The following is a 13397-nucleotide window of genomic DNA, read 5'->3' as shown; positions in this document are numbered from 1 at the left end:
CCGACGGGACCGACGGACATGCCCCACGAAGTGACCCAGGAGGGCACGCCCTCCGGCGGAACACGCCCTACGGAGTGATCCCCAGCGCCTCCGCGAGGACCTCCGCCAGGTGCCGCCCCGGCCGGCCCCCTTCCCGTTCCAGCTGCTCCAGCTGGGTGCGGCACGAGAAGCCGTCCGCGAGGACCACCGCCCCGTCGTCGGCGGCGCGGACCGCCGGCAGGAGCTGCTCCTCCGCGCAGGCCACCGACACGTCGTAATGCCCCTCCTCGAAGCCGAAGTTGCCCGCGAGGCCGCAACAGCCGCCACTCAACTCGCCTTCCAGTCCCGCCCGTTCGCGCAGGCGGCGCTCGGCGGCGTCGCCGAGGACCGCGTGCTGGTGGCAGTGGGTCTGGCCGACGGCGGGACGGTCGACGCGGGGCGGGTCCCAGTGCGGGGCGAACCGCTCCAGGGCCTCGGCGAACGTGAGGACCGAGTCGGCGAGGCGCCGGGCGCGCGGCTCGTCCGGCAGCAGCTCCGGCAGGTCGGTGCGCAGCGCGGCGGCGCAGCTCGGCTCCAGGACGACGACGGGCAGGCCCGAGTCGATGACCGGCCGCATCAGGTCGAGGGTGCGGCGCAGGACGGCGCGGGCACGGTCGAGCTGGCCCGTGGAGACGTAGGTGAGGCCGCAGCAGACGCGGCCGCGGCGCGACGGGAGAAGCCCGGCGACCGCCGAGAGCCCGTCCGGCCTGTAGTCGAAGACGCGCGTCGGGGGCAGCAGGACGGAGAGCCCCGCCTCTTCGAGGACCCGCACGGCGGCCCGTCCGACCTGCGGCGCGAGGTGCTCCGTGAACGTGTCCGGCCACAGGACCACCTCGGGCCCGTCGCCGCCGAACCGTGCCGCGCCGCCCCGCCGGGCCACCCGCACCCTTCGCCGCAGATCACGCCGCCACCACGCGCTGAACGCCTCGGGGGCCACCCGCGGAATCCTCCGCTCGGAGGCGATCCCGCCGAGCCGTTTGCCGAGAGCGGCCAACGGCCCCACGCGCGCGAGGGTGTTGACGGCACCCGCCGCGCGCCCGTGCTGCACGAGACGCAGCCAGCGCGGCAGCCACCCCATGGAGTAGTGCGCCGCGGGCCGCCTGCGGCCTTCGTAGTGGTGGTGCAGGAACTCCGCCTTGTACGTGGCCATGTCGACGCCGACCGGACAGTCCGTACGGCACCCCTTGCACGACAGGCACAGGTCGAGCGCGTCCCGTACCTCCGTGGACTGCCAGCCGTCCTTGACGACCTCACCGGCGAGCATCTCGTGCAGCAGGCGCGCGCGCCCGCGCGTGGAGTGCGCCTCCTCGCCGGTCACCCGGAAGGAGGGGCACATGACGCCACCCGAAGGGGCCGATTCCGTACGGCACTTGGCGACGCCCACACAGCGGCGCACGGCGGCGGAGAAGTCGCCCCCGTCGTGCGGGTAGGCGAACTCGACGTCGACAGGGCCGCGCGGCAGGACGGCGAAGCGCAGGTTCTCGTCGAGGCGGGCGGGGCGCACGAGCACGCCGGGATTGAGGAGGCCGTCCGGGTCCCACACGTCCTTGATCCGCCCGAAGAGGTCCACCAGCTCGGGCCCGTACATCTTCGGCAGGAGTTCGGCGCGGGCCTGCCCGTCGCCGTGCTCCCCGGACAGCGATCCGCCGTGCGCGACGACGAGTTCGGCGAGATCCTCGGAGAAGTGCCGAAAGCGCCGCACGCCGGTCTCGCTGAGCAGGTCGAAGTCGATGCGCACGTGGATGCAGCCGTCGCCGAAGTGCCCGTACGGGGTGCCGCGCAGGCCGTGCTGCGACAGGAGCCCCCGGAAGTCCCGCAGATACGGGCCGAGGCGGGCGGGCGGCACGGCGCAGTCCTCCCAGCCGGGCCACGCCTCGGTGCCGTCGGGCATGCGGGTCGCGGTGCCGGAGGCGTCCTCGCGGATGCGCCACAGGGCGCGCTGGCCCGCGGGGTCGTCGACGATGAGGGAGTCCGTGGTGCCGTCGGCCGCGGCCCGCACGATCGCCTCGGCATGCGCGCGCGCCTGCGCCGGGGTGTCGCCGCCGGTCTCGACGAACAGCCAGGCGCCGCCCTTCGGCAGGCCGGCCTGTTCCCGTACGAGGTCGGCGGCCATGCCCTCGACGGTGAGCGGCCCGTGCGGCAGGAGCCCCGCGGCGGCCTCGGCGGCGGCACTCTCGTCGGCGTAGGCGAGCACCGCGAGGGCACGCGCGCGTGGCGCCTCGACGAGCCGGACGGTCGCCTCGGTGACGATGCCGAGGGTGCCTTCGGTGCCGCAGAGGAATCGGGCGAGGTCGACACCGTTCTCGGGAAGCAGGGCGTCGGCGGCGTACCCGGAGATGCGGCGCGGCAGGTCGGGGAATCCGGTGCGCAGGAGCGCCAACTCGCCCTCGATCAGCGGGCGGAGGGCGTCGGGGGCACCTTGCCAGCCACGGGCCAGGGTGGGCTGACGAATGTCACCGTTGGATTGACAGATGACAGATGACAGAGAACAGATATTGTCAGCTGTCGTTCCATAGGCCACCGAATGCGACCCGCACGAGTTGTTCCCGATCATCCCGCCGATCGTGCACCGACTGTGCGTGGACGGGTCGGGCCCGAACCGCAGACCGTGCGGTGCGCCCGCTTCCTGGAGCCGGTCGAGCACAACTCCCGGCTGCACCACAGCAGTTCGCGTCTCCGGGTCGAGCTCCACGATGCGGTTCATGTGCCGCGTGAAGTCCATGACGACACCCGTCCCGGTCGCCTGCCCCGCGATCGACGTTCCGCCCCCGCGTGCCACGACCGGCACTCCGTGTTCGCGGCAGACCGCGAGCGCGGCCGCCACGTCCTCGGCGTCGCGCGGCGCCACGACACCGACGGGAACTCTCCGGTAGTTCGAAGCGTCCATGGTCATCAGAGCCCGCGCGGCCGCGGAGAAGTCGACCTCCCCGCGCACGACGCCGCGCAACGCCCTCGCGATACCTTCCGGATCCTGGTTTCCCACGGTGCCAGCCATGCCTCCCAGCATGCATCTCCCCCGGGAACGACAACAGTTCGCCACGACAGGAGCAACTCCCATGCCCCGCATAGCCCTCGACCCGTTCGTCACCGACCTCGACGCCGAGAGCGCCGCACTGCGCGCCGCGGGGCCCCTCGCCGAGGCCGAGCTGCCGGGCGGCGTACCCGTATGGGCCGTCACGCACCACGCCGAGGCACGTCAACTCCTCACGGACCGACGCCTGGTGAAGGACATCGACGTGTGGGACGCGTGGCGGCGCGGCGAGATCCCGGCCGACTGGCCACTGATCGGCCTCGCCAACCCGGGCCGTTCCATGCTGACGGTCGACGGCGAGGACCACCGCAGACTGCGCACGCTCGTCGCGCAGGCCCTCACGCCCCGCCGGGTGGAGCTGATGCGCGACCGGATCGCGCGGCGCACCGGGGAACTCCTGGACGCCCTTCCCGAGGACGGCACCACCGTCGACCTCAAGGCCGCGTTCGCCTACCCCCTCCCCATGTACGTGATCGCCGACCTGATGGGCATCGACGACTCGGCGCTGCCCCGCCTGAAGGTCCTGTTCGAGAAGTTCTTCTCGACGCAGACCCCGCCGGCGGAGGTCGTCGCGACGCTGACGGAGCTGGCCGGGATCATGGCGGCCACGGTGGCGGCCCGGCGCGCCGAGCCCGGCGACGACCTGACGAGCGCGCTGATCCTGGCGGCGGGCGACGACGGCGACCGGCTCACCGACGAGGAGATCGTCTCCACGCTCCAGCTCATGGTCGCGGCGGGCCACGAGACGACGATCTCGCTGATCGTCAACGCCGTGGTGAACCTGTCCGCCCACCCGGAGCAGCTCGCCCAGGTCCTCTCCGGCGAGGTGTCGTGGGAGGCCGTGGTCGAGGAGACGCTGCGCTACTCCACACCGACGTCGCACGTCCTGATCCGCTTCGCCGCCGAGGACGTACCGGTCGGCGACAAGGTGATCGCGAAGGGCGACGCGCTGATCGTGTCGTACGGGGCGATCGGCCGGGACGAGGCCGCCCACGGCCCCGACGCGGGTGACTTCGACATCACCCGCACCTCCCCGAACCGCCACATCTCGTTCGGCCACGGCCCGCACGTGTGCCCGGGGGCGGCGCTCTCCCGGCTGGAGGCGGCGGTGGCGCTGCCCGCGCTGTACGCCCGCTTCCCCGGCCTCACCCTCGCCGTCCCGCCCACGGCCCTTCGCCACAAGCCGGTGGTGACCCAGAACGACCTGTTCGAGCTGCCGGTACGGCTGTTCGGCTGACTCGGAGCGCCTGGATGCCACTGCGGGGCGGGCTGTGAGTCTCACCGGGCGGACACGGTGATTCCAGGCTCCCGCGAGCCGCTAGGCTCGCCCCGTGGCTGAGATCCAGATTCCCGCTGACATCAAGCCCGCCGACGGACGTTTCGGCGCGGGCCCCTCCAAGGTGCGCACGGAGGCGCTGGACGCCCTGGCCGCCACCGGCACGTCCCTGCTCGGCACCTCCCATCGCCAGGCCCCGGTGAAGAACCTGGTCGGCCGGGTGCGCGAAGGGGTCAAGGACCTCTTCCAGCTCCCCGAGGGCTACGAGGTGATCCTGGGCAACGGCGGCTCCACCGCCTTCTGGGACGTGGCGACGCACGGCCTGATCGAGAACAAGTCGCAGCACCTGAACTTCGGCGAGTTCTCGTCCAAGTTCGCGAAGGCCTCGAAGCTGGCCCCGTGGCTGGCCGAGCCGACCGTCATCGCCTCCGAGCCCGGCACGCACCCCGAGCCGCGGGCCGAGGCGGGCGTCGACGTGTACGGCCTCACGCACAACGAGACCTCCACCGGTGTCGCCGCCCCGATCAAGCGCGTGGCGGGTGCCGACGAGGGCGCCCTCGTCCTGGTGGACGCGACCTCCGGCGCCGGCGGTCTGCCCGTCGACATCGCCGAGACGGACGTCTACTACTTCGCTCCGCAGAAGTCGTTCGCGTCGGACGGCGGCCTGTGGCTGGCGGCGTTCTCGCCGGCCGCCCTGGAGCGCGCCGAGCGCATCCACGCGTCGGGCCGCCACATCCCGGAGTTCTTCTCGCTGCCGACGGCGATCGACAACTCCCGCAAGAACCAGACGTACAACACCCCGGCGCTCGCGACGCTGTTCCTGCTCGGTGAGCAGCTGGAGTGGATGAACAGCCAGGGCGGTCTGGCCTGGACGACGGCCCGCACCAAGGACTCCTCGACACGCCTGTACAGCTGGGCCGAGGACTCGAAGCACGCGACGCCGTTCGTCACGGACGCGGCGAAGCGTTCGCAGGTCATCGGCACGATCGACTTCTCGGACGAGATCGACGCGGCCGCGGTCGCCAAGGTGCTGCGCGCCAACGGCATCGTCGACACGGAGCCGTACCGCAAGCTGGGCCGCAACCAGCTGCGCGTCGCGATGTTCCCGGCGATCGACCCGGCGGACGTCGAGGCACTGACGAAGTGCATCGACTACGTGATCGAAAAGCTCTAGTCGCACCGGTTCTACGACGATGGGGCGCCCGGCACTTCCGCCGGGCGCCCCATCGTCGTAGAGGGTGACAGAAAGCCCGCGGAGTGCCTCCATGGAGGCGTGACGGCTGAACCGACGAGCCCCGTGCTCGCGTGGCAGCCCGGCCGCGCTACTTCTTCGGCCGCCTCAGCAGCCGCCCGATCCCGAAGACGGCGATGACCACGACGACGAGCCCGACCGCGCTCGCGCTGAGCCCCGTTTCGATGGGTCCGTCGCCCGAATCACCGCTCCCCGAGGGCGACTTCGAGTCGGCGCCGGACCCGTCGCCGACCTGCACGGGCTCCACCGAGCTGCCCCGGCCCTCGCTCCCGTAGAGCAGCGTCTTCCCGTCGGCGGTGTACGTGACGGACTCGCCCTGGGGTTGCATCGGCACGTTCAACTGCCCCTCGCGCACGGGCTTGCCGTCCTTCCAGGCGTACGAGATGCCGCCGAAGTAGCCGCGCAGGGCGAGGTGCTTGCCGTCGGGCGAGAACGCGCCGTCCGTCACCCACAGGTCGATGCCGGAGACGCGACGGAAGACGTTCGTGCCTGACGCGGACAGGTTCTGGGGGCCCTCGTAGAGGCCGCCGCCGTCCTCGTTCTTCTCGGCGATGTAGACGCGCCCGGTCTTCGGATGGACCATCAGCGCCTCGGCGTTGCGGGGCCCGTCCGCGTACTGCACGGTGAACTGCGTCGCCCGCACGGTCTGGTCGCGCAGTTCCTTCGGCTCCGGCAGCTTGTAGATCCACACGTGGGACCACTTGCCGCCGAGGTTGTCGCCGATGTCGCCGACGTAGAGGTTGTCGTCGGGGCCGATGGAGATGGCCTCGACGTCGCGCGGGGCGCCGACGCCGGTCAGGGTGAGGGTGGCGACGGTCTTTCCGGTCCTGCCGTCGATCGCGTACAGGTACGCGCCGTCGCTGCTGTCGTTGTGGGTCCAGTAGATGCCCGGGTGGATCCGGGAGGCGGCGAGGCCGCTGGACTCGGTGATGCGGGGGTCCTTGATGGTGAACCCGTCGCTGCCGGGGTCGTCCGCCACTGCGGGGGCGGTGGCACCGAACGCGAGAACGACGGCGGCTCCGGCCGCACCCAGAAACGAACGCATGCCCCCAGCTTGCCAGGGCGTGCTCAGCGTCACACACTCCGCCCGCCCGTGATCCGCGATGATGAGCGGATGCTCAGGTTCACATTCGTCGGTGACTCCATGACGATAGGCAGCGCGGGCGAACTCACCTGGCGTTACCGGATGTGGCAGCATCTGCGGGCCACGTACGGCGACGGCGCGTTCGAGATCGCCGGGCCGCGCGAGGCGCTCTACGACAAGACGGCGAACGCCGCGGTGTCGCACGACTACGCGGACGCGAACCCCGCGTTCCCGCGCGCCCACCTCGCGGGCTGGGGCGAGGGCTGGCTGCACATGGCTCCCGTCATCGAGGAGGCGGTCGCGCTCGCCCGCACCGACGTCCTGCTCATCTCGCTCGGCCTGATAGATCTCGGCTTCTACACGAACGCGGAGCAGACCGCGCAGAACGTGCGCCGCTTCGTCGCCGGCGCCCGCGCCGCGAACCCTCGGGTGCGGATGGTCCTGCTGCCGGTCATCCCGAACGTGCGCGCCGAGACGGACGCGCCGTTCGCCGCGGAGGTCGCGCACTTCAACATGCTCCTCGCGAAGGCGGTCGCCGACCTCGACTCGGGCCGTTCTCCCCTGCTCCTCGCGTCGGTGCCGGAGTCGTACGACATCCACGTGGACACGTACGACGGCACGCACCCGAACGCGAGCGGTGAGCGCAAGCTCGCGGACACGTTCGCGCGGGCGATGCGGCAGGCGTGGGGTCCGGTGAACGCCCGGCCCGGGGGCCTTGCCTAGAGTCCACTCCACGCCGTTGGCTGGGGACTCATGAAGTACACGCAGCTCGGACGCACAGGTCTCAAGGTCAGCCGGCTCGTTCTCGGCACGATGAACTTCGGTCCGCAGACCGACGAGGCCGACAGCCACGCCATCATGGACACGGCGCTGGCCTCGGGGATCAACTACTTCGACACCGCCAACGTCTACGGCTGGGGCGAGAACAAGGGCCGTACCGAGGAGATCATCGGCAGCTGGTTCGCCCAGGGCGGCGACCGGCGGGACAAGACGGTCCTGGCCACGAAGGTCTACGGCAACATGGGCGGCGCGGGCACCGATTCGCCCTGGCCCAACCACGACAAGCTCTCCGCGGTCAACATCCGCCGCGCCGTCGAGGCCAGTCTCAAGCGGCTGGGGACGGACTACATCGACATCTACCAGTTCCACCACGTCGACCGCGAGACCCCCTTCGAGGAGATCTGGCAGGCCGTCGACGTCCTGATCCAGCAGGGCAAGATCCTGTACGCCGGATCGTCGAACTTCCCCGGCTACAAGATCGCCCAGGCCAACGAGAAGGCGGCCGCGCGCGGCACCCTCGGTCTCGTCAGCGAGCAGTGCCTCTACAACCTCGCGGAGCGCCGCGCCGAGATGGAGGTCATCCCGGCCGCGCAGGAGTACGGCCTCGGGGTCATCCCCTGGTCGCCGCTGCACGGCGGTCTGCTGGGCGGGGTCATCAAGAAGGAGGTCGAGGGCGGGCGCCGCGCGAGCGGCCGGGCCGCGGACGCCCTCGCGAACCCGGAGACACGCGCCCAGCTCCAGGCCTACGAGGACCTGCTCGACAAGCACGGCCTCGCACCCGGCGAGGCGGCGCTGGCCTGGCTGCTGACCCGTCCCGGCGTCACCGGGCCCATCGTCGGCCCGCGCACCTCGGAACAGCTCGACTCGGCGCTGCGCGCGGTCGAGCTGGAGCTGAGCGAGGAGGTCCTCACGGGCCTGGACGAGATCTTCCCCGGCCCGGGCCCTTCACCGGAGGCGTTCGCCTGGTAGGGCCTGAGCCCCGCGCGGCCCGGTAGCGGTGCGGCTGCGGGTACGGCGCGGCGCGGCCGCGGTCACTTTCCGACCGCGGCCGCCACGGCGACGACGGCGAACATCAGTACCAGCACAACGGCCATGATCCGGTTACGGCTCTTCGGGTCCACGCTTCGAGATTAACCCGTGGCCGAAAGAGGCCAGCCGCCGACCTTCTCGTAGCGGGGCCGCTCGCCGCGCACCCCGGACGTCGGGAGCCGGCTGCGGACGAGTGCCAGCTCGCCGACCGTCCACTGTTCGCCGGTGAAGGTGTCGAGGGCGGCCGCGTACGGCGTGAGGTGGACGGCGCCGGAGCCGCGGGCCAGCGTGAGGTGGGGCCGGTAGTGGCGGTGCTCCTCCGTGTCGAGGCCGACCTTGCGGGCCGCGGCCCCGGCCCGCTCGGCGAGCCGCCGCAGCGCCGCCACGTCACCGGCCGCGCCCACCCACAGGGCCCGGTCCCCGAAGTGCCCGCCACCGCGCAGGGCGAGCGGGAAGGGCGCGGTGCGGGCCGCGGCCCGTTCCAGGCGCCGCGACAGCTCGGGCACGGTCTCGTCGGGCACATCGCCGTAGAAGGCCAGCGTGAAGTGCCAGCCCGGGCGGCCGGTCCACCGCAGGTGCCCGGCCCCCTCGGAACCAGTCAACTGCTCGACGGCGCGTCCCAGTTCGGCCAAGGCCTCGTCCGGCGGAAGCACTGCTGCGAAAAGTCTCACGGGGTTAGTGTCCCCGTATGGAGATCAGAAAGGGCAGCACGGCGGATATCCCGGCGATAGTCGGCCTGTTCGACGGCGCCATGGAGTGGCTGGTGTCACAGGGGCGCACGGGGCAGTGGGGCGAGCGGCCGTGGTCGCAGCGTCCGCAGGCCGTGGCGATGGTCGAGGAGTACGTGGCCAAGGGCCGGCCGTGGATCGCCGAGGTCGACGGCACCCCGGTCGGCACGCTCACCCTCTCCGACGGACCCGGCTCGTACGTGGAGCCGGCCGGTGAGCCCGAGCGCTACGTCCATCTGCTCGCGGCCCGGCACGGCAGCGGGGCGGGCGCCGCGCTGCTCGCCCACGCCGTACAGGAGACGCGCAGGGCGGGTGTCCCGCTCCTGCGCGTCGACTGCTACGCGGGCGACGACGGCAAGCTCGTCGCGTTCTACGAGGCGAACGGCTTCGTCCGCACCGAGGCGTTCACCGGGCCCGACGGCGTCTGGCCGGGCCAGGTCCTGGCCCGGCGCGTCTGACGGTCAGGCCCCCCGGCTCACGCCGCCGTGGCCAGTTGCTCGCGCGGCACGAACTGCACGTGCTGTTGTCCGCGGCGCAGATCGAGCTTGAGCCGCAGGTTCGCGGCGCGGGCCAGCATCAGTCCGACGCCGACCGCGGCCGTGGCGCACACGAGGCCGCCGAGGGCGAAGCTGATCCGGACCCCGTACTGGTCGGCGATCCAGCCGAACAGGGGCCCGCCGAGCGGCGTACCGCCCGTGAACACCATCATGAACAGGGACATGACGCGGCCCCGCATCTCGGGGTCGGTGGCCATCTGGACGGACGAGTTCGCGGTCACGTTGACCGTGAGGCCGAGGATGCCGAGCAGCACGATCAGCGGCGCGAAGACCCAGACGTCGGGCGCGAACGCGGCCACGACCTCCAGGACACCGAAGCCGACCGCGGCTCCCGCGAGGACGCGCAGCCGGGTGGAGCGGCGCCGCGCGGCGAGCAGCGCACCGGCCAGCGAGCCGAGGGCCATGAGCGTGTTGAACACGCCGTACATGCCGACCCCGCCGTGGAAGACGTCGTCGGCGTAGGCGCTCAGCCAGATCGGGAAGTTGAAGCCGAAGGTGCCGACGAAGCCGACGAGGACGATCGGCCAGATCAGCTCGGGGTGCTTGGAGACGTAGTCGAGGCCCTCGCGGAGCTGGCCCTTGCCGCGCGGGGCGCGCGGGGTGTGGTGCAGCTCGCGGGTGCGCATCAGGCAGAGGCTGGTGAGCGGAGCGAGGAAGGACAGTCCGTTGGCGAGGAACGCCCAGCCCGGACCGACGGCAGCGGTGAGTCCACTCGCGACCGCGGGACCGATCAGGCGTGCCGACTGGAAGTTCGCCGAGTTCAGGCTGACCGCGTTGCGGACCTGGTCGGGGCCGACCATCTCGGAGACGAAGGACTGGCGGGTCGGGTTGTCGACGACGGTGACGAGGCCGGTGAAGAAGGCCGCGAGGTAGACGTGCCAGACCTGGACGTTCCCGGTGAGGGTGAGCGCGGCGAGGAAGAGCCCGGACAGGCTCATGGCGCCCTGGGTGACGAACAGGAGGTTCCGCTTGGCGAAGCGGTCGGCGATGACACCGCCGTAGAGGCCGAACAGGAGCATCGGCAGGAACTGCATGGCGGTGGTGATACCGACGGCCGCCGAGGAGCCGGTGATGCTGAGCACCAGCCAGTCCTGGGTGATGCGGGCCATCCAGGTGCCGGTGTTGGAAACGACGGCCCCGGTCGCGAAGAGCCGGTAGTTACGGATCTTCAGCGAGCTGAACATCGAGCTCTTGCGGGGGCGGTCGGTCTTGTCGAGGGCGGTTGGTGCGGGGGCGGAGTCTGCTCCGGGTCCCGTACTCAATGCGGGTTCGCCTCCTTGGCGGCCGTGAACGGCAGGTCGACGACGCCCCTAGGGGCATTGCTCAGTGACTTACAGGTGGGCGAGCTTCTCCAGGACGGGGGCGGCGGCGCGGATCTTGGCCCACTCGTCCTCGTCCAGGTTCTCCACGAGCGAGGCCAGCCACGCGTTGCGCTTGCGGCGGCTCTCTTCGAGCATGGCCTCGGCCTGCTCGGTGGAGGTGACGACCTTCTGTCGCCTGTCCTCGGGATGCGGCTCCAGCCGGACGAGCCCCTTGGCCTCGAGCAGCGCGACGATGCGGGTCATCGACGGCGGCTGCACGTGCTCCTTGCGGGCGAGTTCGCCCGGAGTCGCGCTGCCGCAGCGGGCGAGGGTGCCGAGCACCGACATTTCTGTGGGGCTCAGCGACTCGTCGACCCGCTGGTGCTTGAGTCGGCGCGACAGGCGCATCACCGCTGAGCGCAAGGCGTTCACTGCGGCGGCGTCGTCGCCACGGGAGAGGTCCGGCATGTCCTTAGCTTAACTCATTACTCTTTCTAAAGACCACTCGGGTGCCCGTGACTTCGCCCACCGAATCCTCCGCGACCCCCTCCGTCACCCATATGAGTGACGTCGCCACGAAAAGTGACACGCGGGCGGACAGGGGCCCGCGACCCTGTTGCGCATGGGATCGACAGTGCTCAGCCTGCGGATGGACGGTGAGCTGCTCGAGCGGCTCAAGGCCCACGCCGCCAAAAGAGGAATGAGCGTCCAGGACTATGTGGTCCGGACGCTCATTCGAGACGACTTCGACGAACGTTTCGCGACGTCCGTCGAGAAGACAGAGGCTTTCTACGGGGCCGCGTGAGATCTGCGGGCCGTCAGGAGCCGGGCGCGCGGTTACCCGCGCCCCTTCAGGGTGCTCAGGTAAGACCCAGCGCCGGCATCAGGTAGTAGAAGGCGAAGACCCCCGCGACGATGTACATCGCGACCGGCACCGAACGGCCGCGGCCCGCCGCGACCCGCAGCACGGCGAAGGTGATGAAGCCCATCCCGATGCCGTTGGTGATCGAGTACGTGAACGGCATCATCAGCATCGTCACGAAGGCCGGGACGGCGATCGTGTAGTCGCTCCAGTCGATGGCCCCGATCGACCCCGACAGGATCAGGAAGCCGACCGCGAGCAGCGCGGGCGTGGCGGCCTGGGACGGGACCATCGTGGCGATCGGCGTGAGGAACAGCGCGACGGCGAAGAGACCGCCGGTGATCACGTTGGCGAAACCGGTGCGGGCACCCTCGCCGACGCCGGCGGTGGACTCCACGAAGCAGGTGGTGGCCGACGAGGACGAGGCGCCGCCCGCGGCGACGGCGATGCCGTCGATGAAGAGGACCTTGTTCATCCCGGGCATCTGACCGCTCTCGTCGGTCAGCTTGGCCTCGTCGCTGATGCCCATGATCGTGCCCATCGCGTCGAAGAAGCACGACAGCAGCACGGTGAAGACGAAGAGGATGCCGGTCAGCATGCCGACCTTGGCGAAGCCGCCGAACAGGCTGACCTGGCCCACCAGCCCGAAGTCCGGCATCTCCACCGGGTTGCCGGGCCACTTGGGCGTCGTCAGACCCCAGCTCGGGATGTCGGCGACCGCGTCGATGAGCACCGCGACGAGCGTCATGACGACGATGGAGATCAGGATGGCGCCCGGCACCTTGCGCACGATCAGCGCGAGGGTGAGCAGCACGCCGAGCACGAAGACGAGGACGGGCCAGCCGTTGAGGTGACCGTCGCTGCCGAGCTGGAGCGGCACCGTGGTGTGCGCGGCGTCCGGGATGCGGGAGACGAAGCCCGAGTCGACCAGGCCGATCAGCATGATGAACAGGCCGATACCGATCGCGATGCCCTTGCGCAGGCCGAGCGGCACGGCGTTCATGACGCGCTCACGCAGGCCGGTCGCCACCAGGAGCATCACGACGAAGCCCGCGAGGACCACCATGCCCATCGCGTCGGGCCACGACATGCGGGGCGCGAGCTGGAGGGCGACGACGGTGTTCACGCCGAGGCCGGCGGCGAGCGCGATCGGGACGTTGCCGATGACACCCATGAGCAGGGTCGTGAACGCGGCGGTGAGCGCGGTCGCGGTGACCAGCTGGCCGTTGTCGAGCTGATGCCCGTACATGTCCTTCGCGCTGCCGAGAATGATCGGGTTCAGCACGATGATGTAGGCCATCGCGAAGAAGGTGGCGAAGCCGCCACGGATCTCCCGGCCGACCGACGAGCCCCGCTCGGAGATCTTGAAGAAGCGGTCGAGGCCGTTCTTGGGGGCCGACGGCGGCTCGATGAGATCGACCGGGGCGGGGGCCGAGCTGGACATGGATGACCTCTGGATCGCTGTGCTGGTGGGGGGCG

12 protein-coding genes are annotated in these 13397 nt (G+C 71.0%); 6 read left to right on the top strand and 6 right to left on the bottom strand.

What is annotated here, in order from left to right; translation table 11 throughout:
* Positions 1–67: 67 nt before the first annotated feature.
* Complete coding sequence (locus OHO83_RS25525; RefSeq protein WP_266671695.1) at positions 68–3013, bottom strand: FAD-binding and (Fe-S)-binding domain-containing protein; 2946 nt, start codon at positions 3011–3013, stop codon at positions 68–70.
* Positions 3014–3074: 61 nt separating this feature from the next.
* On the opposite strand from OHO83_RS25525, the gene OHO83_RS25520 reads away from it, so the two are divergent.
* Positions 3075–4286: a cytochrome P450 family protein gene (locus tag OHO83_RS25520; protein ID WP_266671697.1), complete on the top strand. Its 1212-nt coding sequence runs from the start codon at positions 3075–3077 to the stop codon at positions 4284–4286.
* Positions 4287–4380: 94 nt separating this feature from the next.
* The gene (gene serC / locus OHO83_RS25515; RefSeq protein WP_266671699.1) at positions 4381–5499 is read left to right on the top strand and encodes a phosphoserine transaminase; all 1119 of its coding nucleotides are present in this window, start codon (positions 4381–4383) and stop codon (positions 5497–5499) included.
* 148 nt (positions 5500–5647) lie between these two features.
* Here the strand turns inward: serC and OHO83_RS25510 are convergent, their stop codons facing one another.
* Positions 5648–6622, bottom strand: a complete 975-nt coding sequence (locus tag OHO83_RS25510) for a WD40 repeat domain-containing protein (protein ID WP_266671701.1) — start codon at positions 6620–6622, stop codon at positions 5648–5650.
* A 69-nt stretch (positions 6623–6691) separates the two neighbouring features.
* On the opposite strand from OHO83_RS25510, the gene OHO83_RS25505 reads away from it, so the two are divergent.
* Positions 6692–7384, top strand: coding sequence for a GDSL-type esterase/lipase family protein (locus tag OHO83_RS25505; RefSeq protein WP_266671703.1), 693 nt, complete (start codon positions 6692–6694; stop codon positions 7382–7384).
* A gap of 30 nt (positions 7385–7414) precedes the next feature.
* Positions 7415–8410, top strand: coding sequence for an aldo/keto reductase (locus OHO83_RS25500; protein ID WP_266671705.1), 996 nt, complete (start codon positions 7415–7417; stop codon positions 8408–8410).
* Between the two features lie 161 nt (positions 8411–8571).
* Here the strand turns inward: OHO83_RS25500 and thpR are convergent, their stop codons facing one another.
* The gene (gene thpR, locus OHO83_RS25495) at positions 8572–9141 is read right to left on the bottom strand and encodes an RNA 2',3'-cyclic phosphodiesterase (RefSeq protein ID WP_266671707.1); all 570 of its coding nucleotides are present in this window, start codon (positions 9139–9141) and stop codon (positions 8572–8574) included.
* 17 nt (positions 9142–9158) lie between these two features.
* On the opposite strand from thpR, the gene OHO83_RS25490 reads away from it, so the two are divergent.
* Positions 9159–9656 (top strand): GNAT family N-acetyltransferase, encoded by a 498-nt coding sequence (locus OHO83_RS25490; RefSeq protein ID WP_266671709.1) that lies wholly within the window; start codon positions 9159–9161, stop codon positions 9654–9656.
* A gap of 17 nt (positions 9657–9673) precedes the next feature.
* On the opposite strand, the gene OHO83_RS25485 is transcribed toward OHO83_RS25490, so the two are convergent.
* On the bottom strand, positions 9674–11017 hold the full coding sequence (locus OHO83_RS25485; protein WP_266671711.1) for an MFS transporter: 1344 nt from the start codon (positions 11015–11017) through the stop codon (positions 9674–9676).
* 69 nt (positions 11018–11086) lie between these two features.
* On the bottom strand, positions 11087–11524 hold the full coding sequence (locus OHO83_RS25480; protein WP_266671713.1) for a MarR family winged helix-turn-helix transcriptional regulator: 438 nt from the start codon (positions 11522–11524) through the stop codon (positions 11087–11089).
* Positions 11525–11678: 154 nt separating this feature from the next.
* Between OHO83_RS25480 and OHO83_RS25475 the strand changes: the two genes are divergently transcribed.
* The gene (locus tag OHO83_RS25475) at positions 11679–11861 is read left to right on the top strand and encodes a ribbon-helix-helix protein, CopG family (RefSeq protein ID WP_266671715.1); all 183 of its coding nucleotides are present in this window, start codon (positions 11679–11681) and stop codon (positions 11859–11861) included.
* Positions 11862–11916: 55 nt separating this feature from the next.
* Here the strand turns inward: OHO83_RS25475 and OHO83_RS25470 are convergent, their stop codons facing one another.
* Positions 11917–13362, bottom strand: coding sequence for an NCS2 family permease (locus OHO83_RS25470; RefSeq protein WP_266671717.1), 1446 nt, complete (start codon positions 13360–13362; stop codon positions 11917–11919).
* Between the last annotated feature and the right edge of the window lie 35 nt (positions 13363–13397).

Origin of the sequence: Streptomyces sp. NBC_00569 (genome assembly GCF_036345255.1) — a bacterium.
In the GTDB taxonomy this organism is placed as follows: domain Bacteria; phylum Actinomycetota; class Actinomycetes; order Streptomycetales; family Streptomycetaceae; genus Streptomyces.
Note: the sequence above shows the minus strand (reverse complement) of the source record. Positions and strands in the feature narration are given on the sequence as shown.

What these genes read in the sequence shown, in the direction of transcription:
- OHO83_RS25475 (WP_266671715.1), top strand. Translation starts at nt 11,679, where the DNA reads ATGGGATCGACAGTGCTCAGCCTGCGGATGGACGGTGAGCTGCTCGAG.
- OHO83_RS25500 (WP_266671705.1), top strand. Translation starts at nt 7,415, where the DNA reads ATGAAGTACACGCAGCTCGGACGCACAGGTCTCAAGGTCAGCCGGCTC.
- OHO83_RS25510 (WP_266671701.1), bottom strand. Translation starts at nt 6,622, where the DNA reads ATGCGTTCGTTTCTGGGTGCGGCCGGAGCCGCCGTCGTTCTCGCGTTC.
- OHO83_RS25505 (WP_266671703.1), top strand. Translation starts at nt 6,692, where the DNA reads ATGCTCAGGTTCACATTCGTCGGTGACTCCATGACGATAGGCAGCGCG.
- OHO83_RS25520 (WP_266671697.1), top strand. Translation starts at nt 3,075, where the DNA reads ATGCCCCGCATAGCCCTCGACCCGTTCGTCACCGACCTCGACGCCGAG.
- OHO83_RS25525 (WP_266671695.1), bottom strand. Translation starts at nt 3,013, where the DNA reads ATGGCTGGCACCGTGGGAAACCAGGATCCGGAAGGTATCGCGAGGGCG.
- OHO83_RS25470 (WP_266671717.1), bottom strand. Translation starts at nt 13,362, where the DNA reads ATGTCCAGCTCGGCCCCCGCCCCGGTCGATCTCATCGAGCCGCCGTCG.
- OHO83_RS25480 (WP_266671713.1), bottom strand. Translation starts at nt 11,524, where the DNA reads ATGCCGGACCTCTCCCGTGGCGACGACGCCGCCGCAGTGAACGCCTTG.
- OHO83_RS25490 (WP_266671709.1), top strand. Translation starts at nt 9,159, where the DNA reads ATGGAGATCAGAAAGGGCAGCACGGCGGATATCCCGGCGATAGTCGGC.